Origin of the sequence: Limnovirga soli, assembly GCF_013106755.1 — a bacterium.
GTDB lineage: Bacteria > Bacteroidota > Bacteroidia > Chitinophagales > Chitinophagaceae > Limnovirga > Limnovirga soli.
Genome location: NZ_WHPF01000008.1, coordinates 85,391 through 108,770 on the forward strand (window position 1 = coordinate 85,391; position 23,380 = coordinate 108,770).

The 23,380-nt window shown below is 37.8% G+C and carries 23 protein-coding genes; 12 read left to right on the forward strand and 11 right to left on the reverse strand.

Annotated features, from left to right (window positions below; genetic code table 11):
* Positions 1–34: 34 nt before the first annotated feature.
* Both GD597_RS12465 and GD597_RS12470 read right to left on the reverse strand, forming a co-directional pair.
* The gene (locus tag GD597_RS12465) at positions 35–1,042 is read right to left on the reverse strand and encodes a VWA domain-containing protein (RefSeq protein WP_171608199.1); all 1,008 of its coding nucleotides are present in this window, start codon (positions 1,040–1,042) and stop codon (positions 35–37) included.
* A gap of 158 nt (positions 1,043–1,200) precedes the next feature.
* Positions 1,201–2,232 (reverse strand): GntR family transcriptional regulator, encoded by a 1,032-nt coding sequence (locus GD597_RS12470; RefSeq protein ID WP_171608200.1) that lies wholly within the window; start codon positions 2,230–2,232, stop codon positions 1,201–1,203.
* A 373-nt stretch (positions 2,233–2,605) separates the two neighbouring features.
* Between GD597_RS12470 and GD597_RS12475 the strand changes: the two genes are divergently transcribed.
* Positions 2,606–3,040 carry a DUF3592 domain-containing protein gene (locus GD597_RS12475; protein ID WP_171608201.1) on the forward strand — a complete coding sequence of 145 codons (435 nt, stop codon included), beginning with the start codon at positions 2,606–2,608 and terminating at the stop codon, positions 3,038–3,040.
* Positions 3,041–3,118: 78 nt separating this feature from the next.
* On the opposite strand, the gene GD597_RS12480 is transcribed toward GD597_RS12475, so the two are convergent.
* Entirely contained in the window at positions 3,119–4,282 is a 1,164-nt protein-coding gene (locus GD597_RS12480; protein ID WP_171608202.1) for a hypothetical protein, read from the reverse strand.
* 352 nt (positions 4,283–4,634) lie between these two features.
* On the opposite strand from GD597_RS12480, the gene GD597_RS12485 reads away from it, so the two are divergent.
* On the forward strand, positions 4,635–5,990 hold the full coding sequence (locus GD597_RS12485; protein WP_171608203.1) for a pyridoxal-phosphate dependent enzyme: 1,356 nt from the start codon (positions 4,635–4,637) through the stop codon (positions 5,988–5,990).
* A 149-nt stretch (positions 5,991–6,139) separates the two neighbouring features.
* Here the strand turns inward: GD597_RS12485 and GD597_RS12490 are convergent, their stop codons facing one another.
* The 7 genes from GD597_RS12490 to msrA form a co-directional block, all read right to left on the reverse strand.
* A complete protein-coding gene (locus GD597_RS12490) occupies positions 6,140–7,162 on the reverse strand; it encodes a WD40/YVTN/BNR-like repeat-containing protein (RefSeq protein WP_171608204.1) in 1,023 nt (340 codons plus the stop codon).
* Between the two features lie 433 nt (positions 7,163–7,595).
* Positions 7,596–8,675 carry an ATP-grasp domain-containing protein gene (locus GD597_RS12495; protein ID WP_216368581.1) on the reverse strand — a complete coding sequence of 360 codons (1,080 nt, stop codon included), beginning with the start codon at positions 8,673–8,675 and terminating at the stop codon, positions 7,596–7,598.
* A 57-nt stretch (positions 8,676–8,732) separates the two neighbouring features.
* Positions 8,733–9,872, reverse strand: a complete 1,140-nt coding sequence (locus GD597_RS12500; RefSeq protein ID WP_171608205.1) for an NAD(P)/FAD-dependent oxidoreductase — start codon at positions 9,870–9,872, stop codon at positions 8,733–8,735.
* Positions 9,873–10,160: 288 nt separating this feature from the next.
* On the reverse strand, positions 10,161–10,859 hold the full coding sequence (locus GD597_RS12505) for a methyltransferase domain-containing protein (protein WP_171608206.1): 699 nt from the start codon (positions 10,857–10,859) through the stop codon (positions 10,161–10,163).
* Positions 10,856–11,938, reverse strand: a complete 1,083-nt coding sequence (locus tag GD597_RS12510; RefSeq protein ID WP_171608207.1) for a type III polyketide synthase — start codon at positions 11,936–11,938, stop codon at positions 10,856–10,858. Before GD597_RS12510 ends, GD597_RS12505 begins: the two co-directional genes overlap by 4 nt.
* A complete protein-coding gene (locus GD597_RS12515) occupies positions 11,931–12,794 on the reverse strand; it encodes a UbiA family prenyltransferase (protein ID WP_235954288.1) in 864 nt (287 codons plus the stop codon). Before GD597_RS12515 ends, GD597_RS12510 begins: the two co-directional genes overlap by 8 nt.
* A 96-nt stretch (positions 12,795–12,890) precedes the next feature.
* Positions 12,891–13,547, reverse strand: a complete 657-nt coding sequence (gene msrA / locus GD597_RS12520) for a peptide-methionine (S)-S-oxide reductase MsrA (protein WP_171608208.1) — start codon at positions 13,545–13,547, stop codon at positions 12,891–12,893.
* A 344-nt stretch (positions 13,548–13,891) separates the two neighbouring features.
* On the opposite strand from msrA, the gene GD597_RS12525 reads away from it, so the two are divergent.
* Positions 13,892–14,791, forward strand: coding sequence for a TraB/GumN family protein (locus GD597_RS12525; RefSeq protein ID WP_171608209.1), 900 nt, complete (start codon positions 13,892–13,894; stop codon positions 14,789–14,791).
* Between the two features lie 34 nt (positions 14,792–14,825).
* On the opposite strand, the gene GD597_RS12530 is transcribed toward GD597_RS12525, so the two are convergent.
* Positions 14,826–15,242: a nucleoside-diphosphate kinase gene (locus GD597_RS12530; protein WP_171608210.1), complete on the reverse strand. Its 417-nt coding sequence runs from the start codon at positions 15,240–15,242 to the stop codon at positions 14,826–14,828.
* 402 nt (positions 15,243–15,644) lie between these two features.
* Here GD597_RS12530 and GD597_RS12535 point away from each other — a divergent pair, with 402 nt between their 5' ends.
* The 9 genes from GD597_RS12535 to GD597_RS12575 all read left to right on the forward strand — a co-directional run bounded on the left by GD597_RS12535 (position 15,645) and on the right by GD597_RS12575 (position 23,066).
* On the forward strand, positions 15,645–16,652 hold the full coding sequence (locus GD597_RS12535) for a DHH family phosphoesterase (protein WP_171608211.1): 1,008 nt from the start codon (positions 15,645–15,647) through the stop codon (positions 16,650–16,652).
* 6 nt (positions 16,653–16,658) lie between these two features.
* Positions 16,659–17,591, forward strand: a complete 933-nt coding sequence (locus GD597_RS12540; RefSeq protein WP_171608212.1) for an FKBP-type peptidyl-prolyl cis-trans isomerase — start codon at positions 16,659–16,661, stop codon at positions 17,589–17,591.
* Between the two features lie 224 nt (positions 17,592–17,815).
* The gene (gene rpmB, locus GD597_RS12545; protein WP_171608213.1) at positions 17,816–18,052 is read left to right on the forward strand and encodes a 50S ribosomal protein L28; all 237 of its coding nucleotides are present in this window, start codon (positions 17,816–17,818) and stop codon (positions 18,050–18,052) included.
* A 27-nt stretch (positions 18,053–18,079) separates the two neighbouring features.
* Positions 18,080–18,262: a 50S ribosomal protein L33 gene (gene rpmG, locus GD597_RS12550; RefSeq protein ID WP_171608214.1), complete on the forward strand. Its 183-nt coding sequence runs from the start codon at positions 18,080–18,082 to the stop codon at positions 18,260–18,262.
* Between the two features lie 2 nt (positions 18,263–18,264).
* On the forward strand, positions 18,265–18,438 hold the full coding sequence (locus tag GD597_RS12555; protein ID WP_171608215.1) for a DUF4295 family protein: 174 nt from the start codon (positions 18,265–18,267) through the stop codon (positions 18,436–18,438).
* Positions 18,439–18,900: 462 nt separating this feature from the next.
* Positions 18,901–19,866: a signal recognition particle-docking protein FtsY gene (gene ftsY, locus GD597_RS12560; protein ID WP_171608216.1), complete on the forward strand. Its 966-nt coding sequence runs from the start codon at positions 18,901–18,903 to the stop codon at positions 19,864–19,866.
* A gap of 263 nt (positions 19,867–20,129) precedes the next feature.
* Positions 20,130–20,957 carry a M57 family metalloprotease gene (locus tag GD597_RS12565; protein ID WP_171608217.1) on the forward strand — a complete coding sequence of 276 codons (828 nt, stop codon included), beginning with the start codon at positions 20,130–20,132 and terminating at the stop codon, positions 20,955–20,957.
* Positions 20,958–21,209: 252 nt separating this feature from the next.
* The gene (locus tag GD597_RS12570; RefSeq protein ID WP_171608218.1) at positions 21,210–22,031 is read left to right on the forward strand and encodes a M57 family metalloprotease; all 822 of its coding nucleotides are present in this window, start codon (positions 21,210–21,212) and stop codon (positions 22,029–22,031) included.
* A gap of 213 nt (positions 22,032–22,244) precedes the next feature.
* The gene (locus tag GD597_RS12575) at positions 22,245–23,066 is read left to right on the forward strand and encodes a M57 family metalloprotease (RefSeq protein WP_171608219.1); all 822 of its coding nucleotides are present in this window, start codon (positions 22,245–22,247) and stop codon (positions 23,064–23,066) included.
* Positions 23,067–23,380: the final 314 nt, after the last annotated feature.

Here is a 23,380-nt window from a genome sequence, read left to right on the forward strand (position 1 = left end):
ATTTTAATAATAGATTCAACTCAAAAACCCATCATTAAGCCAATTGTTTGTTTTTTATTTCAGAGATAAACACTTCGGCAACTAACAAAATAATTGCCAAAGCCAATATAAAAGGTGTAAATGAAAAATAAGTTTTACCTCCATTTGCACCTTCGATTAATTTTTTTTCAATGCTATCCAAAGCAGTGTTTAATGCTTTGGTAGTAGTTGGTACATCTTCCATATGAAAATAGCTGCCTCCGGTTTTTGCAGCAATTTGCTGTAACTCCAGTTCGTTTAATTTACTAATTACAGTTTTGCCATTTGCATCTGTTTTATAGGTGCCTGCGCCGGGCTCAATAATGGGTGCACCATCTGCAGTACCTAAACCTACCGTGTAAATAATAATGCCATTATCTATTGCATCCTGAATGGCTTTATCCACATTGGCATCATGGTCTTCACCATCGGTGATAAGCACAATGGCTTTGTGTTTTTTTTCGTTGGTAGTTAATCCGGTAATGCATCTTTCCAATGCATCGCTTATATTGGTGCCTTGTAAAGGAACGGCATCTGGATTGGCATTAGAAACAAAAAGTTTTGCTTCAGAAAGATCCGGTGTTAAGGGCATTTGTAAAAAAGCTTGTCCTGCAAATACCACCAATCCAAGCCGGTTGTTTTCCAGATTTTCTATCATTAGGCTTACCAGTTGTTTGGCCCTTTCTAACCGACTGGGTTTAACATCTGCACTTAACATGCTTTTACTTACATCCAGGGCAATCATAACATCAATACCGGCAGTTTTTTCGCCTTCTCCGTTTTGGGTACTACGAAAATTAGTGGTTGCAATAATGCAAAATGAGAGTGCCACCAGGGTTATAATAAATTTAAAGCGGTATTTATTTGCTGAATAATTGCCCATTAACTGGTTTACGAGAGCCGTATCGCCCAGCTTCCTTTTTGCTTCGGCTTTTTTGCGTAATACCCACACAAACAACAATAACAATGGTATTAACAACAATAGGCCCAGCCAAAATTCAGTATGTTCAAATGAGAAGGTCATTATGGGCTGCAATGTACAAGCATCGGGCCAAATAAAAATGCAAAAAATGATGGCTTAGTTTTGTAGCTAAAACTTAATTTTTGGATTGGCCATCGGGTTGTTGTTTGCGATATTTTTATATTTCTACTCTTTGGGCTATAAAAAGCCATTTGGATGGCTTATACTGAGTTTCTGAGGGTGAGTTTAAATGGTACTTCTACATGCTGCCTTTTTTGTTGCAAGATTAATTGAGCGGCCATTTTACCCATTTCATTAAAGTCGGTAGAAATAGTTGTAATGCCATCCAGTATTATTTTTTTTATGGGTGTTTCGTTATAGGAGATAACACCCACATCAGTACCGGCTTTTAGGGTAAGCTGCATTAGTTTTTCAATAAGCTTTACCAGATCGTCTTCCATTACGGTAATATAGGTTTCGCCCGGCTGAATATCTTCTTTGGCAATATTGCTGATTACTTTGTAATTAAATGCATAATCCTGGCAAAAACGATTAAAGCCATCAAGGATTTCCTGAGGGTAATAGCTGTTATCGGGAAAGATGATTTTTATGGTATGGTATTTACTTAACCTGTCGGCCGCCTGTTCCAATGCCTGATAAATATCTTTGGAGAAATTTTCATAAACGGCGGCATAATCGCCGGTAATACCGTTGATTTGTTTATCGAGCAATATGAGTTTATCCTTTGGTATGGTATTAATTATTTCATGGGCCTTTTCACCGCCCTCAATAAAATGCGGAATGATGACATAGTGGGTATAATCTTCTGTTTTGTTGCTTACTAGTTTTCTAAATAAGGTATAATCGTTGTTATACACATAAAAATCTATTGCGGCATTGGCACCCATGGCTGCCACAAAAGCATCGTAAATAATTTTTTTGTGGGCACTAAGTTTATTAAACAGCAAGCAAATATTATAGGCTTGCTCAAACTCCGTATTTTTTATAAAATATCCCTTACCAGGTACTGAGCCAAGTACACCAATTTTTTTTAGATAACGATAGCCTTTTTCTGCGGTATCTCTGGATACATCCAGCTCGTAGCTTAGATCGTTGATGGAAGGTAGGGTGTCTTGTTGTTTAAACCTGCCATGCTCAATACCCTTTAGTATACAATTGATAAGTTGCTGGTATTTGGGGGTGGCAGAGAACTCATCAATACGTATTATATCATAAATACCCACAGGTTTCATATGCTGATATTGTATTTGGCAAATATCTGCTTTTAGCAGGTATAATTAACCAGGGCATTTTGAAAAGGATAATGTGGATTTTTTGACTAAAACTACTTTTTTAATACCTGCCCGGACGTTTTTGCTGCTGTACAAACCATTTTTTGTGTACATTTTTGCTGCCACAAAGGAGGAACCCTGAACCGAGCGTGGCAAGCGCAGCCACATATATAAACTATTGCCGGTAACAAAAAAATAGATAGCAAAGCTTAGCGGGTAATGTTTTAGCAGCGTTTTATGGCATGGTTTATTTATTTATAGGCAGCAGAATGTAATTTCTTTGCGGAAAAGTTTTAATTTCAGCGCATCAAGCATAAAACTCAATACTTATAATATGATAGCATTTCTGATCTTTAAGCTGGTGATTTTTATTGGACTGTTCTTTTTTCTTGGCTATTTCTTTGTGTACAAAACCATTTTAAAGTTGCTGAAAAGAAGCAAAGTTTATAAAGCCGGAGAGCATACAGCTGCTACAATTATGGATTATAAAGTAACCAAAGACTCATCTGGCGCCAAGCGGTATTACCCAATTATACAATACATTACCCAAAAAGGGGAAGCCATTACTGCACAGTCAAGAAAAGAGCGCTATAAGAAATACGATGTAGGTAAACAATTGAAAGTGTATTATATGGCCGATGACCCTAAGAATTTTTATATTGAAGGTATTTTACCTATCATTAAAATTGCCGGTATAGTATTAGGATTTGCGGGTTGTTTGGTTTTGCTGGTAGAAGTGGGCAGAACCATTAATAAATTGATAGCTTAACAACCTTTCTGTATAATTATATTTAAGCCGTTTACATTAGTTGCTGTGTAGCTGCTGATGCAAACGGCTTTTTTATGTTTAATTGGCTTTTACCCTTTTGTTTAATGGCTCTAATTGGTTACCCAATAATTCGCGAAATTGTTTGGGTCCGGTGGGTAATTCAATATATGCGGCACCATATTTTATGCCTTCCTCAATTACAGGAGAAAGCTCGCTGCCGGAGCGTTTGGTAGTGGAAGTTTGAAAATATATGGTAACTCCCTTTTCTTCTTTTAGCTTTTTGAAATAGTTATATAGCTTATACCTTTCACCGCCTTCTGCAAAATCTTCGCCATGGCTGCCGGCTGTTGTTCTTAAACCATTATTACCTACCACTGCTTGCTTGCCATACATATTTACAAAGCTGTTGATAAACGGAATGGTACCCTCTGCCGTTTCGTATGCATTGCCTTTACTATCAAGATACTGATAGGAAGAAAAACAAACACTAATAAGGGTATGTTTCCATGGTTTCATGGCCTGATAGCTTTTTATGATGGCTAACGAATCGTTTTGTTTGGTATAACCAGCCTGTAAGAAAATATCACCCACCTGCTGTTTACGGGCATTATCGCCAAATGGGCGTATCAGGTTTTCGGCGCTTTTTAAACCGGTTGCACCATCTACTACTTCACTAATTTCTGGAATATTATCATAAATGGCAGCCAATTTTTGTTGTACATCAGCAAAAGCTGTTAAAAAAGCGGGCTCCCAATATTTAGGTAGTTTTTCATCCAATATGGTAAAACTGCCTTTTTTTATTAACCAGTCCGGCGAGTAAACGCCGCAGTATAACCGCACTTTAATAGGTATTTCAATACCATATTTGGCTTTAAACTTACGGGCCCAGTCAATAGCCTGGTCAACACGGTTACCCCTTACAATCGCCCCGTTTTCTGTGGGTTGAATATCTTTCCAGTACAACTGAATAATTACGCCATTGGTAATTTTCATCATATTATCATCACTGCCTGCAGGGTCAATCCGGTCATAGTCACGGCATACAAGGCCCTTTAAGGGTTGCTTTAACCCATCAAAATTGGATGGTGTTTCTATTTTAACATTGGGGTCTACCGTTCCCGAAGTTTGTAATACCTGTGCACTTTTGGCTGTTTTATTTGGGTTTTTGCCCTTTCTTGTTTTGTTTTGTTGTGCCGGTGCACAAGAGCTGATAAGCAAAACTGCGAATAGTAATTTTTTCATGTTCTAAGATTGTACTTTACAAAATGCAATAGTCGTGCCGTTAAAAAAATCTATTGCTGGGTTAAAGAATAATTTATATCGTTTAACAATTAGGATAGTAGTTTATATATAAAGTTTAATGCAAATATAAATCACCATATAATGACCCATAAAAAATGCCATTATTGGCCCGGCATTATTTATCTATTAAGCTTTACTTGCGTCGCACACTTGAACGTTCTGTTCATAACCCGGCAAAGGAACCCCCATTGCGTAATTTGAGTGCTTCTTCAGCGGGTACATGCAATATTTTCATCATACTAAATGCTGGCAGCAGGCTAACCCTTACCTTTGCCCAAACATTTGTTAGTTTATGTGGTTAAATAATATTCTGGAAACAATTGGCAATACCCCGTTAATAAAACTCAATAAGGTTGCCAAAGAGCTGCCTTGCACAGTACTGGCTAAAGTAGATTATTTCAACCCCGGAAATTCTATTAAAGACCGCATGGCTTTAAAAATGGTAGAAGTGGCCGAGCAGGAAGGCCGTTTAAAACCCGGCGGCACTATTATTGAAGGCACCAGTGGTAATACCGGTATGGGGCTTGCATTGGCTGCATGTGTAAAAGGCTATAAATGTATTTTTGTAACCACAGATAAACAAAGCAAAGAAAAGGCCGATATTTTAAAAGCCGTTGGCGCCGAAGTAATAGTGTGCCCCACCAATGTACTACCTGAAGACCCACGCAGTTATTATAGTGTAGCCAAACGACTGGGTAAAGAAGTGCCCAATTCTGTGTACATGAATCAGTATGATAACCTCGCCAACCGCCAGGCACATTACGAAAGTACCGGACCGGAGATATGGCAGCAAACAGAAGGCAAAATAACACACCTGGTGTGTACTGCAGGTACCGGCGGTACTATTACGGGTACAGCCATGTATTTAAAAGAGCAAAACCCCAATATAAAAATTTGGGCCATAGATGTATATGGTTCATTATTAACCAAATACTACCGCACCGGCGAAATTGATATGAACCAGGTGCACCCATATATCAGCGAAGGTTTTGGAGAAGATTTTGTTCCCCAGAATTACGATATGAGTGTGATAGATTATTTTGAACAGGTTACCGATAAAGACGGTGCCATTATGGCCCGCCGACTGGCAAAAGAAGAAGGCCTGTTTTGTGGCTACAGTGCCGGAAGTTGTTTACAGGGCCTTATGCAATTAAAAGCCAGCCTTACCCCCAACGATCTGGTAGTTTGTATACTGCACGATCATGGCAGCCGTTATGTAGGTAAAATTTATAACGATCAATGGATGATGGAAAGGGGCTTTCTCGAAGTAAAAACCTTTAAAGACATTGTTAGTGGCCGTATAGGTAAAAAGCTAATTACCGTAGAACCTGCCCATACAGTAGCACATGCGGTTGAGTTAATGAAAAAATACGATATTGAGCAAATTCCTGTAATGCTAAATGGTAATATGGTTGGCGCTTTAAGCGAGGGTGGGCTTTTTCAAAAAATATTCAGTAATCCCGAAATTAAAAATGCACTGGTAGAAACAGTGATGGAGCATCCTTACCCCATTGTAGATTTTGAAACACCTGTTGAAAGACTTGGCAGTTTAATTAACAAAGAAAATGGTGCCGTTTTAGCAAAAGATGAAACCGGTCATTTTCATATTGTTACCAAATACGATGTTATCCAAAGCCTGGCCAAATAAAGTGCCATCCTATTAATATTTCAAACCTCCTGTTGCAGGAGGTTTTTTTATGAGCCAGGCAACAGATTTTTAATTGGGCTTTACTTGCGTCGCACACTGCAGGGTTCGGTTTTTATGGCAGCAAATACATAGGCATTGATTATAATAACCTAATACTGTAGTCTGGCAATTACGCCATTGGCACCGGCCAGAAAAACGGCATTTCCATTTTTTGCTTTTTGGCAAACATGGAAACTATGTCCTGATATTAACTGCCAATTTTTGCCACCATCAGCGGATATGTCAACCCCACTGGTACCGCAACTAATCAGCTGTTTATTATTGATGTAGGCCACACAGCTCCTGTAACCATGTGGTCCTGTTTCCGGTACGGTAAAAACAGGTTGCTTGTTCAGTTGTACCAAAATACAATTCTGTTCTGCGTTTTTATCATCGGCAAAATCGCCACCGACTACAATAGCATTTTTGCCATCTGGTGCTAGGGCTATAGAGTTGGCGCCGGTGCTTTCTTTATTGCTTAATAAATTAAGATTATAAAAAGCATCTTTATAAATTAACCGGGAAGTTTTACCTCCTGTAGTATAAATAAATGGGTTGTTTTTATTATTGGTAGCAACCACATTGGTGCCGCTTGATGCAAAAAAGGCTTCGCCATCTTTTAATTGCATGCCGGGATCTACCATATGCAGACTTATCCATGAGTTACCATAATCAACAGTAAAAGCTTTAAATAGGTTATTGTTTATGGGATCGCCAATTACAACGCCATAACCTTTGTTATTAAAATCCATGGCATCAAGAAACATGCCTTTTGTAGTATCTTCAAATACCTTTTTCCAGGTTTGTCCGCCATCTTTTGTACGTAAAATAATGGCTGGTTCTGCTACCGCAATTATTACTGCGTTGTTGCTGTCAAAAGCTGCAATATCCCTGAAATCCCTTTGCTCATAACCTTTTACTGTATACCACTCAAAGTTGGTGCCGCCATTGGTTGATTTGGCAACACTGCCTTTACTGCCACTTACCCAAATGGTATTATTATCCACCACACTTAAACCACGAATAGAAATTGCGTGGGTGGAATCAAGTATTTGTATGGTATACTGTTGCGCATGGCTATTTACCGAAAAAAGGCTAAAGGCTATTAAAAATAAAAGTGTAATACGGCGCATAAAAATGATTTGTGCTATGAAAGTAATTAAACCTTTTGAAGCTCACCCAATTTTGTAAGGGATGTTGCTGGCTGCGATACTTGTTGCAGTACAAGTGTGGGACGCAAGTAAAGTTGAATAGCCAACTTGAGCTGGGTTAATACATATACTTATCCAAAGTTTAAAAAGAGTTGGTTCACCACATTCATCCCAATTAAAGTAAACTGATTAATCAGTTGATTTGCCGGTGCCTGTTTTTATTTCAATAAGTGCATTGCAGGAATTCTATAAAAAACGAACTATTACAAGTTGGGGTGTTGGAAATACTCTATTTCGCTTTCGCTGAGTTTTGTGATTGTTTAAATGCTAAGTTTTGGTTTCACAAAAAGCCAAAGGATAACATTTTGAAGTTGCAAATAATTGAGTGCTTGGCAAAGGCTATGATTTGAATAATTTACAGGGTTTGGTTTGAGTTATTATTACTGGTTTTTTTCAGGTGTTCGGTATCGCTTTTAAGCATTTGCAATCCTTCTTTTAATGTCATATAGGGAACGCCAAATGTTTTGTGATTGATAATACTGATGCGTTGCATTATTTTCCAATGTCTGATGATTTCTTTCCAGGCAAAGAAAACAGAATGTGCAGGATCGTATATATGTGTGGGCTCGCTTCCGGAACCATTGAGCTCGATAATAGAAAGGTTTTTACCTTGTTTTAATTCTTCCCAGGAATTAAATTTTATGTCCATTCTGCCAAAATAAAACCCTGGAATTTGTGTACAAATATCATCAATTGCCTTTGTAAGTGCCTCATCAATTTTATTACTGGCATCAATAAATTTTGATCCTCTTGCGTGATTGCCGAATGGTACCAGCACTTCTGTAATGCCTGCCGGCATTACTTCATACATACGTTTGCCATATATTTTATGCAGGGCCGGAATTTGCAGAATAAACCTTTTTTCCTGCTGTAATAATTGCAGCATGGTATTTTTACCATTGCCGGTAATAGATAAAAATTCTTTAGCCACAATTCCCGAAATATGCCCCTTTGCCTCATTAGGATAACGGTAATAGAATATGCCTGCTTCGTTTTTCCAATGTACCATTTCCTGTAGCAGATAATCTTCCTGCACTATATTCAAATATTCCATCAGCTCGGCTTCTGTGTTTATTTTAGCTACCATGCGGCCGCGGCCACCAATATCCGGCTTGGCAATAAATGGATATTCAATGCCTGCTTGTTGTATTTGGCTTAAAGCCTCTGATAGTTTAGCTGCTTTGGGCAAATACACAGTACGAGGGTAAAACTGATTTGGGATAATGTCGTATATCTCTTTTTTTGATTCCATTAAAAATCCACCATTAAGTATACCGGGATTGGCCGCATTAACAAAAAATATAGCCCTTGGTTTTAGTCCAAGCCAAATAAAATACAAATAAATGGGGCTGTATACTGCATTGAATGACCAATATTCCCAGTGTGTAATTTTTATAACCGATGGATGATATGCTATACGTTTAAAAAAGTTCAAAATGAATATTTTATCAATTAAAATAAGTTTGTGGATTGTTGTTTTAAACCAACCAAATTAGTAGGTATTCCCATGTGTAGCACTAATAATTTTACTTGCCAGCCAGGGCATTTTGTGCATGGCCGATAAAAAAATCGCGGTGCTGGTATTGTTGCCAAATAAGCGTTGCACATTTCGCCCAATCCATAACCGCCTGCTAAATTGTTGCTGCCAGTTGGCAGTATAGTTGTTTTCCATATGTTGCAGTGTAATTGCACCCTTCAGGTAATTGTTTATTTGTTCAAAAGCCAGTTTCCCCGCATGCATGGCCATGCTCATACCGTTACCACATAGTGGGGTAATAGAACCAGCCGCATCGCCAATCATAAGCACATGATTTTCTACCTGTTGCTTTTTGGCAAAACTTATTTGCGATATTGCCAGCGGTTCATTATATAGCATGGTTGCATTGGTAAAAATTGTTTTTAATGCAGGGTTTTGCCATAACAATTGTTCTTCCATCTGTTGTATAGAATTGTTATGTTGTTTTAAATTATCAGCTGTTGTTAAATAGCAAAGACAGCAGGTATCGTTTTCAATATTTGAAATACCACAGTAGCCGTTTTTAAAATTGTGCAAGGCAATTGTATTTGAGGGAAAAGCATACTTTATATGATATTTTACACCCACATAATTATTTAACTTATCAGGTTTTTGGGTGGTAAAATTTCTTTTCCATTTAACATCTAAATTACTGCGTTTGCCAAATGCCCCGGCGGCCACCTTACTGGTAAATATGCCTGCAGTGGTTTGTAGGGTAAAGAAATTATTATAGGTAATATCTGTCACTTTTGTATTGGTGCATATTTCAACACCTTTATTAATTGCTATTTGGTACAAAGCATTATCTAGCGTATATCGGCTAATGCCAAAACCACCAAGCGGCAATGTAAACGAATAGATATGCCCGCCTACATCAGTTAATTGTAATGCATTAATATGGGGTACCTGATACTGTTGTAAATCAACGCCACAGCGCTCCAGAAACTGATAGCTTTCCATGCTAATGTATTCGCCACAAACCTTATGAAAAGGGTATTGCTCTTTTTCAAATAGTATTACGCTGTAACCCGCATCAGCACATTGTATGGCAAGTGTAAGGCCTGCCAGGCCACCACCGGTTATGGCTACATCGTATACATTGTTTGCGTTAGGCATTGTACAAATATCTATATAAAATTTTCAAAAAGGCAATAGCTGTTGTATGTACCGGACTTTTGTAATGTATGTTGGCTGCCGTTGCGTCGCACTCTTGTACTTTAGCACCATATGCAGCTAATAAATACAGTATTATTTAGACAATTAGTAAAGTGCTTACGCCATACAATTTTATTGCCCCCATAATAGAGGAACCCTGAACCGAGCGTGGCAAGCGCCGATGCCATAATAATCTGTTGTTGGTAACATAATATTTTTTATTGCTGATACGGCCATTGTAGAAATTCCTTACAAGGTTTTTTTACAAATGGCTAAATATCTGAAAGCCCATTTCCAGAAAATTTGGTAAGTGGTTATATCTGCTGATTGGAATATGGCAATTAATTCATTTTTATGAAAGCCCCTGGCAACACTTAATGGTGCATCGTTCTTAACAAGGTAGGATGATGAAAATAAACGTGTAAGCCATTTGATGGCAATATAGGCAATGCTGTTACGTTGTAAATCGTTAATAAAAAAACCCGTTTTGCAATTATTATACATCCATTGGAATTGGCTACTGAGGCTTTCTTCAGAAAAATGATGACAAAACAAACTTGAGAAAATAATATCTGGTTGCACTGCAAAATTTACCGCCGCATAATCGCTTGCAATCCATTCTGTATTGGCTGATAAAGCTTTGTTCTGTCGGGCAAAATCGATGCATTCCTGTTTTATATCAATGCCAATACAATGTATTTCAATATTATTTTTTTTACACCAGTTTGAAATTGCTGCCAGATTATCGCCACCACCACAACCAATTTCGCAAACTGTGATTTTGGTGTTTGCTGTAATAAGTTGCTGTAAACCTTTAATAGTAATTTGATGACCACCGAGCCAGGTATTAATAAAATTAAGTTCCTGCATATTCCTTTGGATATCCTGAAATGGAATATCATCGTTGTCTAACAACTCTTTGGTATATGATCTTTGTTGCAGTTTCATGATTTTTCAGCATGAAAAGTTTCCATGGTTAAACCTGGCCCGAATGCCACCCCAAAAATGGTAGAGTTCACTTTCATGTCAAGCATCATTTCTTTTAATACAAATAAAATAGTAGGAGACGACATATTACCGTATTGCGACAATATTTTTCGGGAACAATCAAGATCAGTTGGATGCAATGCCAGCTTTTGTTCAATTACCTGTAAAATTTTTTTGCCACCCGGATGTATGCACCAATGCGTAACAGTATCTTTTTCTATTTGATAATGTTGAAGTGAAGCATTTACCAGGCTTTCAATATCTTCTTCAATTAGTTGAGGAATGTAGCCGCTTAAGCGCATTTGAAAGCCCTGGCTGCTTAGTTCCCAGCTCATATCGTTTTTACCTTTAAATGCAACCTGAGAATAAAATCCTTTCAGGCTTATTGAGGCAGCAGAAGATATATTGTTGGAGACCAGAACAGCTGCACAGCCATCGGCAAAAAGCATACTGCTGGCAGCATTATCCAGTGTGTATTTTTTTTGAAAATGTAAGGTACATAACTCCGTATCCACAATAATTACATTGGCGTTTGGTGTGGTATTGCAGATCATTTTCGCCAGCTTTAATGCATGTATAGCGGCATAGCAGCCCATAAAATTTATGGAGGTGCGAAAGATGTTTGGTGATAATTCCATAGTCTCAGTAATCTGTAAATCAAGTCCGGGTGCACTCATTCCGGTACAGCTTACGGTAATCAAATGTGTAATACTTGACGGCTGTATAAACCCATTAATACAATTGTTGATGGCTTTAATGGAAAGTGCCAGTGCTTCTTTGCTAAAAATGTCCATCCTTTGTTCCAGTAATGGAAAATCTTCCTCATGGTTTTGTGGCAAAAATGTCCATTCAGTTTTGGGTAAGCTGTAATCAGGCACCACCGAATAGCGGGTTTTAATACCACTATGTTTATACAGGAAATTTAGTTTTCTGTGTTCGGTACTGTCGAGCTCGTACATCTGAGACATTAACAGGATGATATCATCTTGTTGATGGCAGAAAGCGGGTAAGGCAGTTCCTATAGATATAATGTCAGCCAAAATAGTGTAGTAGTATTAGTGTTATAAAAGCAAGATTTGTACAGGTACTAGCCAACATGTTCATCCGCATCGTATTGGAGAAATTGGCCAGCGACTCGTTTTTCCAAACCTGTAAAAACCATCGCAAAAAATATACGATAACCGGTATAAAGAAGATTTGTAATACAAAAAAGGATTGTATTTTGTTTTGTTCGCTGAAATAAACAAATAGCAAGGCAAAAGCAATAGCATACATAGTAGCACAAAAAATAAAAGTGCCTCTTTTACCCAATAAAATGCTCATGGTTTTTACACCATCATTTTTATCCGAATCGTGCTGATAAATCTGGGTAATAGGGTAGAAGCCTCCTATTAAGAAGGCTGCAGCTAATAATCCTATAACCGGAATATTGTCCAAACTATTATTGTTGGCAGCGTAATATACCATGGCAAAAATAAGTGTACCCTGATTTAATATTACTGTAATATATCCCGCCACCGGAAAGCGTTTTAACCTTACTCCCCTGTAACTATATAATCTTGAACATATAATGTAAAAAAGATAAGCCATTGCAAACTGCCAGGATATAAATAAGCTTAATAGGGTGCCCAAAATATCTAATATAAGTGTGGTATAAAAAAGCTGTTTTGTGGGTTGCAAAGGATTTTTAATACCTCCAATGCTTTCTGTATCCCTGTCCATATAACTATTATAACCATTACTTGCCGGGTAAAGCAAAGCATGAATTAGTACAAATGCAAGTATGGTTTGCGGCCAGTTAATGGGTTCTACAAAACTGAGGGCAAAACAAAATACCGGCATTAAAAAATATGAAAAGGGAAAACGAAGTAATTGTATGGTAGATTTTTGTAGCAATATGTTGTCTAAGATGTTTATTATAAACTTGAAATATTCCGTTAACAAAATAGGAGTGCAGATAACACTCCTATTTTGTTTGGCAAAAACGAAACACTATTCAGTTTCTGCTTTTTTAAGTTTGTCTTTAAAAACTTTTTCAAACTTTTCGATTTTAGGCACAATCACATACCGGCAATACATTTGATTTGAATTGTTATTAAAGTAATTCTGGTGATACCCTTCAGCACTGAAAAATGGTTTTGCAGGCTCAATTGTAGTAACAATCGGGTCTTTAAAAGCACCGCTAGAATCTAGTTCTGCTTTATACAATTCCGCAAGTTCTTTCTGACTTTCCGAATGGTAAAACACTACGCTTCTGTATTGTGGGCCCACATCATTTCCCTGCCTGTTTAAAGTGGTAGGATCATGTGTTTTCCAGAATATTTTTAACAACTCATCAACGCTAACAATAGTAGAGTCGTAAATTATTTGGCAGCATTCCGCATGCCCTGTAGTGCCTGTGCAAACCTCTTCATAGGTAGGATTAACAACTGTTCCTCCCATATACCCACTTGTTACCTTGCTTACCCCTTTAACCCGTTGAAAAATTGCCTCTGTGCACCAGAAGCAACCTGTTGCAAATGTAATTGTATCATAGTGCGCATTTGGCGCTGTTCTTTCTTCTGTTATATCCATAGATTGACTTTTATGCTCTGCGCAAGAGGTTAATGATAGTACGCTTAATAAAGTTCCTGCTACCCAGTGTATCATTGTTCCTATATTTTTAAATTCAAGTTTCATATACGCAAATAGCAATGCTTAGTTTAGGCAAACAAGTTAATTAACATTTTTCTTTGTTCTAATACTTTAACAAAATAGGATAATTTTTTAAAAAATTCCATCCATTCTTTAAAATTACTTTACACAGAGGGTAAGTGCAAAATACAAACAAATGTGCTAATAATACCTATGCTATGCGTAGCTATTGTAACGGCTAATTAAAAAATACCTTACAGTAATAATTACCGTTTTTTGTTAAAAAAATCTATAAATATCAATAGCTAAAACCAGAAGTTGTAATATGCATTTATTGTTTTGCAACAAATCATCAAAATATGAAGTATCGCCTTATAAAATATACTACGCTATTACTTACCTTAACAGGTATTTTATCTTGCGAATCTAAAAGCCAGTTTAATACTGCGGCCAACAATAAAAGTCTTTTATGGGAAGTTACCGGCAATGGTTTACAAAAACCAGCTTACCTGTATGGTACTATGCATTTACTATGTAAGGAGGATGCAAAAGTTAGCAAAAACCTGTCATCTGTTATACAATCAGTAGATGAAATCTATTTTGAAATAGATATGGACGATATGGGCCAGCTGCTTAGCGGATTAACCCTGGGCACCATGAAGCATGATACCACGCTTATGAAATTATATACCCCGGAAGAATACAACCGTATAAAAGCCTTTTTTAATGCACATGGCATGGGACTGCAATTAACCATGTTTAATAAAATGCAACCCATGCTGGTATCTTCATTGGTATATGAAGCTATTTTGCCATGTACGGTAATGGGTGGAATAGAAATGAGCATTATGCAACAGGCCCACACAGCTAAAAAGGAAATAAAAGGATTGGAAACCGCTGCTTTTCAGGCGGCCATATTAGATAGCATACCTTATGCAACCCAGGCTAAAGAATTACTGTATAGTATAGATCATATAACTGATTCGGAAAAAGAAACGGCAGATATGATGGCTTTATACAAACAACAGGATCTGGAAAAGCTGCTGGATTTTACCTTGAAAACCGATGGCGGTACCACTGAAGAAGCCCAGGATATTATGATTAATCAAAGAAATAAAAACTGGGTAGCGCAGTTCCCCGCTATTACAAATAAAAAAAGCCTGCTTATTGCGGTGGGTGCCGGGCATTTGGGCGGGCAAAACGGGGTATTAAATCTGCTTCAACAAAAAGGATATCAAATAAGGGCCATAGAAAATTAGCAACCCCGCCAAAAAGCAGGGTTGCCTATCTGCATTAAAATCTTTCTAGGCCTGAGAAGAAAAATGAGCCTTCTATAATGGCATTTTCATCACTATCACTGCCATGTACTGCATTTTCTCCAACAGAGGAGGCAAAGTTTTTCCTAATGGTACCTTCTTCTGCCTGTGCAGGATTGGTAGCACCAATTAATTTTCTAAAATCGGCCACGGCATTTTCTTTTTCTAAAATAGCCGCTACAATTGGTCCGCTGCTCATAAACTCTACCAACTCACCATAAAAGGGTCTTTCTTTATGAATGGCATAAAATTCACCTGCTTGTTCTGGGGTTAACCTTGTCCACTTCATGGCTTTAATCGCAAAACCACCTTTAATCATTTGGTCTAAAATGGCGCCGGTATAACCTTTTCCGGTAGCGTCAGGCTTAACCATTGTAAATGTTCTGTTGCTCATAATAGCTAAAATTTGCTGCAAAAGTAATACAAGAATGGTAGTTAAGCTAACCATCTGTATAAAACACATAAAATCAATCTCCATTTTTGTGGGCCGGGCTATATTTCACAGGGCTACACCGCTTGCGTCGCACTCTTGTACTATAGTAATGCTATGCAGCTGGGAGAGAAATTTAATATAAATAAAACGTTATTGCTGTTTATAATGCTGCCATAAATTGTTTGTATTTTTTTGATGCCATGAAACCCGAACCCTGAACCGAGCGTGGCAAGTAAAGCCCAATTTATATGGTGCGGCCGGCTACCAAAAGGGTTTTATTATTAGAATTTTAACAGCCCACGCAGCCAAAAAGGTAAAATGATTTGCCCAAATGACCTGAAACCCTGAATTTTGCCGCCACCAATGCAATCAATAGAGCAAGTTTATCCAATTTTAGAGCAAAAAAAGAGAATTGTTATTACCATGCATCAAAAGCCCGATGGCGATGCAATGGGCGCTGCGCTTGGATTATATCATTATTTAATTCAGCTGCAGCATGAAGTAACCGTAATTTCGCCAACCAATTGGGCAGGCTTTTTAGATTGGATGCCAGGTGTACAAACTGTAATAGATTACGATTATAGCAGGGAGCAGGCAGAACATATTATACATCATGCAGAAATGCTTTTTTGTCTTGACTTTAATATTATGTACCGCACCAAACATATGGAGCGTATTTTAACGGAAGCCAAATGCATTAAGGTGTTAATAGATCATCATCAGGAGCCCCAAACCACGGCCTTTGATTTTGGCGAAAGTGATACCAGCAAGAGTTCTACCTGTGAAATGATTTATGATTTTATCATGTCATCTCCGCATAAATCGTTATTAAATACTGATATTGCTACTTGTATTTTTACAGGAATAATGACGGATACAGGCTCATTTCGTTTTCCATCGGCTGGCGCTGATGTACACCGGAAAGTGGCAGTTTTAAAAGAAACAGGTATTAATCATAGCGAGATATTTGAAAATATTTACGATAATTCTACTGAGGGGCGTTTACGTTTTATAGGTAATGCACTCTTAAACCGGTTAGAAGTTTTGTACGAATACAATACGGCGATGATGGTAATTTCTAAAAAAGATATTTTAAAATACCATATTCAAACCGGTGATACTGAAGGGTTAGTAAATTATTTATTGGGAATTACCGGTATAAAACTTGGTGCTTTGCTAATAGATAGAAATGAGGAGCGTAAATGGAGCTTTAGAAGCAAGGGTAGTTTTGATGTAAATGCCTTTGCCCGTAACCATTTTGAAGGTGGCGGACATAAAAATGCAGCCGGCGGACGAAGCAGTGAAACACTGGAGAAAACGGCACAGGATTTTAAAGAAATACTTAAACAATACGAACAACAATTACAATAACAAAAAATGAAAAGAATCATCTTAGCTGCTGCATCAGCAGTACTTTTACTGGCTTCCTGCCAGTCGGATTTTAATAAAACGGCTACCGGGCTGGTATATACCATTTTCCCTGGTAAAGGCGGAGACAGTGTAAAACCCGGAGAGTTTGTAAAATACAATGTAGAATACTCCTTAACCGAAAGAAGCGGTAAAAAAGATAGTTTACTACAAAGCTCTTTTGATAAAATGCCAGGCTTTGGCCAGGTAGATACAGGTGCCCGTGCCGCTTACAGCATTTTGGAAATTATGCCAAAATTAAGGGCTGGTGATAGCGCAACTGTAGTGTTAAGCTGCGATACATTAAAGAAAAAGAACATGCTTGATCCTACTGACAGCGTGATTTTCACCAAGGGTAGCACCATTTTGTGTAAAATCAAAATCATTGCAACATTCAAAAATCAGGCTGATGCAATGGCTGATTATACCAAAGAAATAGATAAGCAAAATGCAAGAGAGATTAAAATGGTAGAAGATTATATGGCCAAAAAAGGCGTAAAAGGTGTAAAAACCAAAAGTGGCGCTTTTGTTACCATCGATAATCCCGGCGATCAATCTAATAAAGCTGACTCTGGTATGTTGGCCTCTATCAAATACAAGGGTTACTTACAATCGGATGGTACCGTATTTGATACCAATCTGGATTCTTCTAAAGGTCATTTAGATCCTTTGAACGTAACTGTTGGTGCACATCAGGTAATTCCAGGTTGGGAAGAAGCTTTACCATATTTTGGTAAAGGTGGTAGCGGAAAAATCTATGTTCCATCATTCCTTGGTTTTGGTTTACAGGGTTCACCTCCTGTTATTCCTCCATCTGCCAACCTGGTATTTGAAATTCAGGTATTGGATGTTAAACCAGCACCTCCTGTAACAGCTGGCCCAGCTATGCCGCCTACAAGATAAAATAAACACATTTGTGTTAATAAATTAAGCCTGTTGACAAAAGCAACAGGCTTATTTATTATTAAAAACAAAGGGTAAACGTTCTAAAAAGCAGTATTTAATTGGCGAATAGGGTTATTTAAGGCAAGGAATAAAAAATATGTTCAATTAATTTTAAAAAAAGAACATTTTCTTTTGGTAGTTCGCCGAATTTCCCGACCTTCGCCGTCCGAAAAAAAAGTGTTATGGCGAGAGTATGTCAGATTACAGGAAAAAAGCCGATTACTGGAAACAGTGTATCGCATTCTAATATTAAAACCAAGCGTAGATTTTTACCAAATTTACAAACAAAGCGTTTCTTCTTTGCCGAAGAAGACCGTTGGGTAACGCTTAAGGTTTCTACAGAAGCTATCCGCACCATCAACAAAAAAGGGTTAGCAATAGTAATTAAAGAACTAAGAGCAGCCGGCACAAAAATCTAATTGATTAAAAGTTAAATTGCTTAAACAATGGCAAAGAAAGGAAACAGGGTTCAGGTTATTTTGGAATGTACCGAGCATAAAACCAGCGGTATGCCAGGCATGAGCCGTTATATTACCAAAAAGAACAAGAAAAATACTCCTGAGCGTTTGGAGTTGAAAAAGTATAACTCAATTTTGAAAAAAGTAACCGTTCATAAAGAAATTAAATAGTCATGGCAAAAGCAGCTAAAACCGCGATTAAAACCAAAGACCAGAAAGCAGCCGCTGAAGCTAAAAACTGGACCAAAGTAATTAAACCTGTTCGCAGTCCTAAAACAGGTGCATATACTTTCAAGGAAGCCATCATTCACAAAGACAAAGTGAAAGATTTCTTGGCAGGTAAATAATTACCCGCACTTGTATAGTATTCATATATTTCAAGCTGTTCCTAACCGGAACGGCTTTTCTTTTTTCTATATGCCACACTTTACCATTTTAAATGCCTGATAAAAACTGCTTTTAATACCATATTGGCCCAGCTGTAATACTGCCATCAGGCATTCTTGCGTCGCACTCTTGTACTGCATCAATCCATGCAGCTATAATAATGTTGATAGGGAATCATTGGGCATAAAAAATTACCTGCCATACACCGTTAACTAATTCAATTTTTGCCGCCACAAAGGGCGAACCCTGAAGTGTGCGACGCAAGCAAAGCTGAGCATTGGTTGATGGCCGGGTACATAATGAATACCAAAATGAATTACTTATAATAACAATAGCACAGTTTATACATAAGATGCAGAAACTAGTGTATTTTTATTTTTCAATTCATTATTACATTTTTTGAATCATAATAAATAAGGGACATGAGTTTTTTGGGAAAGCTTTTCGGAAAAAAAGAAAAAGAGAGTTTAGATGAAGGATTACAAAAAACCAAAGAAGGATTTTTATCTAAATTAACCAAAGCCATTGCCGGCAAAAGTACGGTAGATGAAGAAGTGCTGGATAACCTGGAAGATGCCCTGGTAAGCGCCGATGTAGGTATAGATACTACTGTAGCCATTATTGCCCGAATTGAGAAAAGGGTGGCAAAAGACAAGTATATCAGCACCAGTGAACTAAATAAAATTCTACAGGAAGAAATTGAAGCCATACTTACAGATGCTACCGACAATAACTACAAAAGCTTTGATACGCCAGCCGGCAAAAAGCCCTATGTAATTTTAGTTGTTGGTGTAAATGGGGTTGGCAAAACCACCACCATTGGTAAGTTGGCCAATAATTACAAAGCTGCCGGAAAATCGGTGTTATTAGGTGCTGCAGATACGTTTAGGGCGGCAGCAGTAGATCAGCTAACCATATGGAGTGAAAGGGTTGGCGTGCCAATTGTAAAACAGGCAATGGGATCAGATCCGGCTGCTGTGGCATTTGATGCCATTCAAAGTGCTGCTGCCCGTGGTACTGATGTATTAATAATTGATACCGCAGGTCGTTTGCATAACAAAACGCATTTAATGGAAGAGCTGGGTAAAATAAAGCGTGTACTAAGTAAAGTAATACCCGATGCGCCACATGAAGTGTTGTTAATATTGGATGGGTCTACAGGGCAAAATGCCTTAGAACAAGCCAAACATTTTACTGCTGCAACCGATGTAACTGCTATGATAATTACCAAGCTGGATGGCACTGCCAAGGGTGGTGTAGTACTCGCAATAGCCAACCAGTTTAATATACCAGTAAAATATATAGGCGTAGGCGAAAAAATGAGCGATTTAATTGTGTTTGATAAGCATGAATTTGTTGACTCTTTGTTTAACCTGGAAAAAAAATAAGCTTGCCTAATTTGGCTTTAATCCGAATTTAATAAAGCTTTAATGATGTTTATTTTCTAAAGAATGGTTGAATTGATTAAAAAAAATTCAGCAATTTATTGGTCTTATTAAATAAAAAATCTGGGCTGAGGAATTTGAATTTTTTAATTGTTACAAGGTTGCAATTTCAGTTTTTACTTTTTTATGAACGGGGTTGTTCGTAATTTTTTTTCTCCTAATTTGGATTTGTCATTTTACAAAAAACGTAATTAAAAATTCACATTATGAGATTCAGCATCAAAACTGTAGCTGCCTGCCTCGCCTTTAGTTCTTTGGTTGTGTCTTGTCAAAAATCTGACAAAACATCTACACCATCCAGCACTAGTACCATTCCTTCTGAAGTAATCAGTCAAATACAAGCTCAGGGCTTTAGCACTGAAGGCGTTGTTGCTGCAGATGGTGGTTATGTTGTAGAAGGCGATATATTCCTTTCTAACGAAGCATTGGCAAAAGGTGCTTCTAATGGTCCATTGTTAAGAATTGCCGAAGAAGAGCAATACCGCACTACTTTATTAGTTACCGGTTTACCACGTGTTATTACTATTGCTGTTACCAATTTGGATCCAATTTGGACAGTAGCAACAGACTCAGCTATTGCCCGATACAATGCAATGGGTTTACGTTTAACCTTCCAGCGTGTAGCGTCTGGCGCATCTATTACTATTACTGGTGCAGACCTTGGCGGTGGCGGTGTTCTTGGCCGTTCTTCTGGTTTCCCTGATGCAAATGGTAATCCTCCGTCTGCCATCACTATTAACAACCGTGCAGGTACTTTTGGTACAAACCCAAGTGTACAGTGGTTAGCTACTATTGTTGCACATGAAGTAGGTCATACTATTGGTTTCCGTCATACTGATTACAAAAACCGTAATTACAGTTGTGGATTTTCTATTCCAAGAAATGAAGGTGATGCTGGTGTAGGTGCTATCTGGATTCCTGGTACGCCAACTGGTCCAAAAGATCCTAAAAGCTGGATGTTAGCTTGTACTGATGGTACTGACCGTCCGTTTAACGCTAATGATAAAACTGCTTTAAACTATTTGTATAAATAACAGTATTTATCTATTTCAAAAAGGGCCTGCAATACATTGCAGGCCCTTTTTGTTGTAATACAAATTGGCTGAAGAAATATAGTTGTTGCAGTTGAATATCATTTGTGTTTAAACATAGGCAAGTTTTATGAATTAAAATTGCTTCTTGCTGCATATTGAAAATAAATATGGTAAATATGATGGTAGTTCTACTGTTTAATCATTAGATTTAGAAAACAAATTTTTTTACCAAAACTTTAATCTGATTAATGTATGAAGAACGTTTTAAAAACAATTACGCTTAGTGCTGCTTTATCTGTTGTGCTTTTCTCCTGTCAAAAATCCGACAAGTCTGCACCTGCTAACACTTCCACAGTTTCCAGTGAGGTATTAGGCCAGATACAATCAAAAGGCTTTAGCACTGAAGGGGTTGTAGCAGTAAATGGAGGTTACCTTGTTGAAGGCGATATATTTTTAACCAATAAAGATTTGATAACGCCATTGGCTAACGGTCCGGTTTTACGCATAGGAGAGGAAGAACAATACAGAACTACTAATTTGGTAACGGGCTTGCCAAGAGTAATTACTATATCTATTTCAGGATTTTCCGACCCCGTTTTTTCCAATGCTACTGATTCTGCAATTGCACGCTATAACGCAATGGCATTAAGACTTACTTTTCAAAGAGTAGCTTCTAATGGTAATATCCAGATTGTTGGGGCTGACTTAGGAGGTACCGGTGTACTTGGTCAATCGGCAGGTTTCCCAACTTCAGCAGGTAACCCTGCTTCTCCTATTACTTTAAATAACAGGGCAGGCACATTTGGTACAAATCCAAGTGTACAATGGATGGCAACAATTATCGCACACGAAATTGGACATGCCATTGGGTTTAGGCATACAGATTATGCAAACAGGGCATATAGCTGCGGTGGCCGTAAATCAAATGAAGGTTCTGCAGGTGTAGGTGCTATTTATATTCCCGGAACTGCAACAGCTGGTGATCCAAAAAGCTGGATGCTAGCCTGTACTGATGGCACTAACCGTCCGTTTAACAATAATGATAAAACTGCATTAAACTACTTGTACCGCTAATTGTATATTTTTTTTGGAAAAAGCCTCCGTTTTATACGGAGGCTTTTTTATTATCTAACTAGCCCAAATCAACTTGTTCCATTGTACAATTCGCTTTAAAAGGATTTTATAGGAAATCTTATACCCCTTTAAGCAGTTTCTAAGGTAGAGCTATCTTCCTAATGCTGTTATTTTGTATCCGAAACAATAACCCAAATCTTTAAAAAAAGAATTATGAAATTCAACTTCAGAAGTTTATTCATTTGCACAGCACTTTCTACCGTTTTATTTTCTTGTCAAAAAACAGATAAAACTGTACCATCTTCAACCAATGTTATTTCATCAGAAGTATTGGCTAAAATTGCCGATAAGGGCTTTAGTACCGATGGTGTTATGGTTGCCAATGGCGGATATATTGTAGAGAATGATATCTTTCTTTCTAATGAAGATTTAGCTAAGCCTTTAGCACAAGGCCCTAACTTAAGAGTAGGCGATGAAGAGCAATACCACACTACTTTATTGGTAACCCGTTTACCACGTGTTATTACTGTTTCTATTTCAGGTTTTGCTGATCCTGTTTTTTCATTGGCTACTGATTCTGCTATTGCCCGTTATAATAAACTGGGTTTAAAACTAACTTTCCAAAGAGTTGCTTCTGGTGGTAATATACAAATCATTGGTGCCGATCTTGGTGGCGGTGGTGTATTGGGCCAGTCTTCTGGTTTCCCAACTGCAGCCGGCAACCCTGCTTCTCCAATAACTTTAAATAGCCGTGCAGGTACTTTTGGTACAAATCCAAGTGTACAATGGATGACAACTATTATTGCTCACGAATTGGGACATACCATTGGTTTCAGACATACTGATTATAAGAACCGTAAATACAGTTGTGGTGGTTTTAAATACAACGAAGGTCAATCAACTGTAGGTGCTATCTGGATTCCTGGAACACCAAAAACAGGTGACCCTAATAGCTGGATGCTGGCCTGTACCGATGGTACCAACCGCCCTTTTAATGCCAACGATATAATTGCGCTTAATTACTTATACAAATAAAAAATTACCTCCCTTCTCGTAAATCGCTCCACTTATTGGGGCGATTTTTTTTGGTGCCCGGCTAGGGAATATTTATGCAGCTTTACTTGCGTCGCACACTTGAACGTTTGGTTCTTTGCGCAGCAATTATTTAGCCGCTAACAAATCACATGGTCGTATTTAAAATTGTGTGATTCAATAGGCATTTAACAAAAAGCGTGTACCAAAAATAGGGCGCACACCGCTACATAATAAATGATGCCATGAAAACAGAACCTTGAACCGAGCGTGGCAAGTACAGCTGCCATTTGTACCAATGCCGGCTACCAAAATAT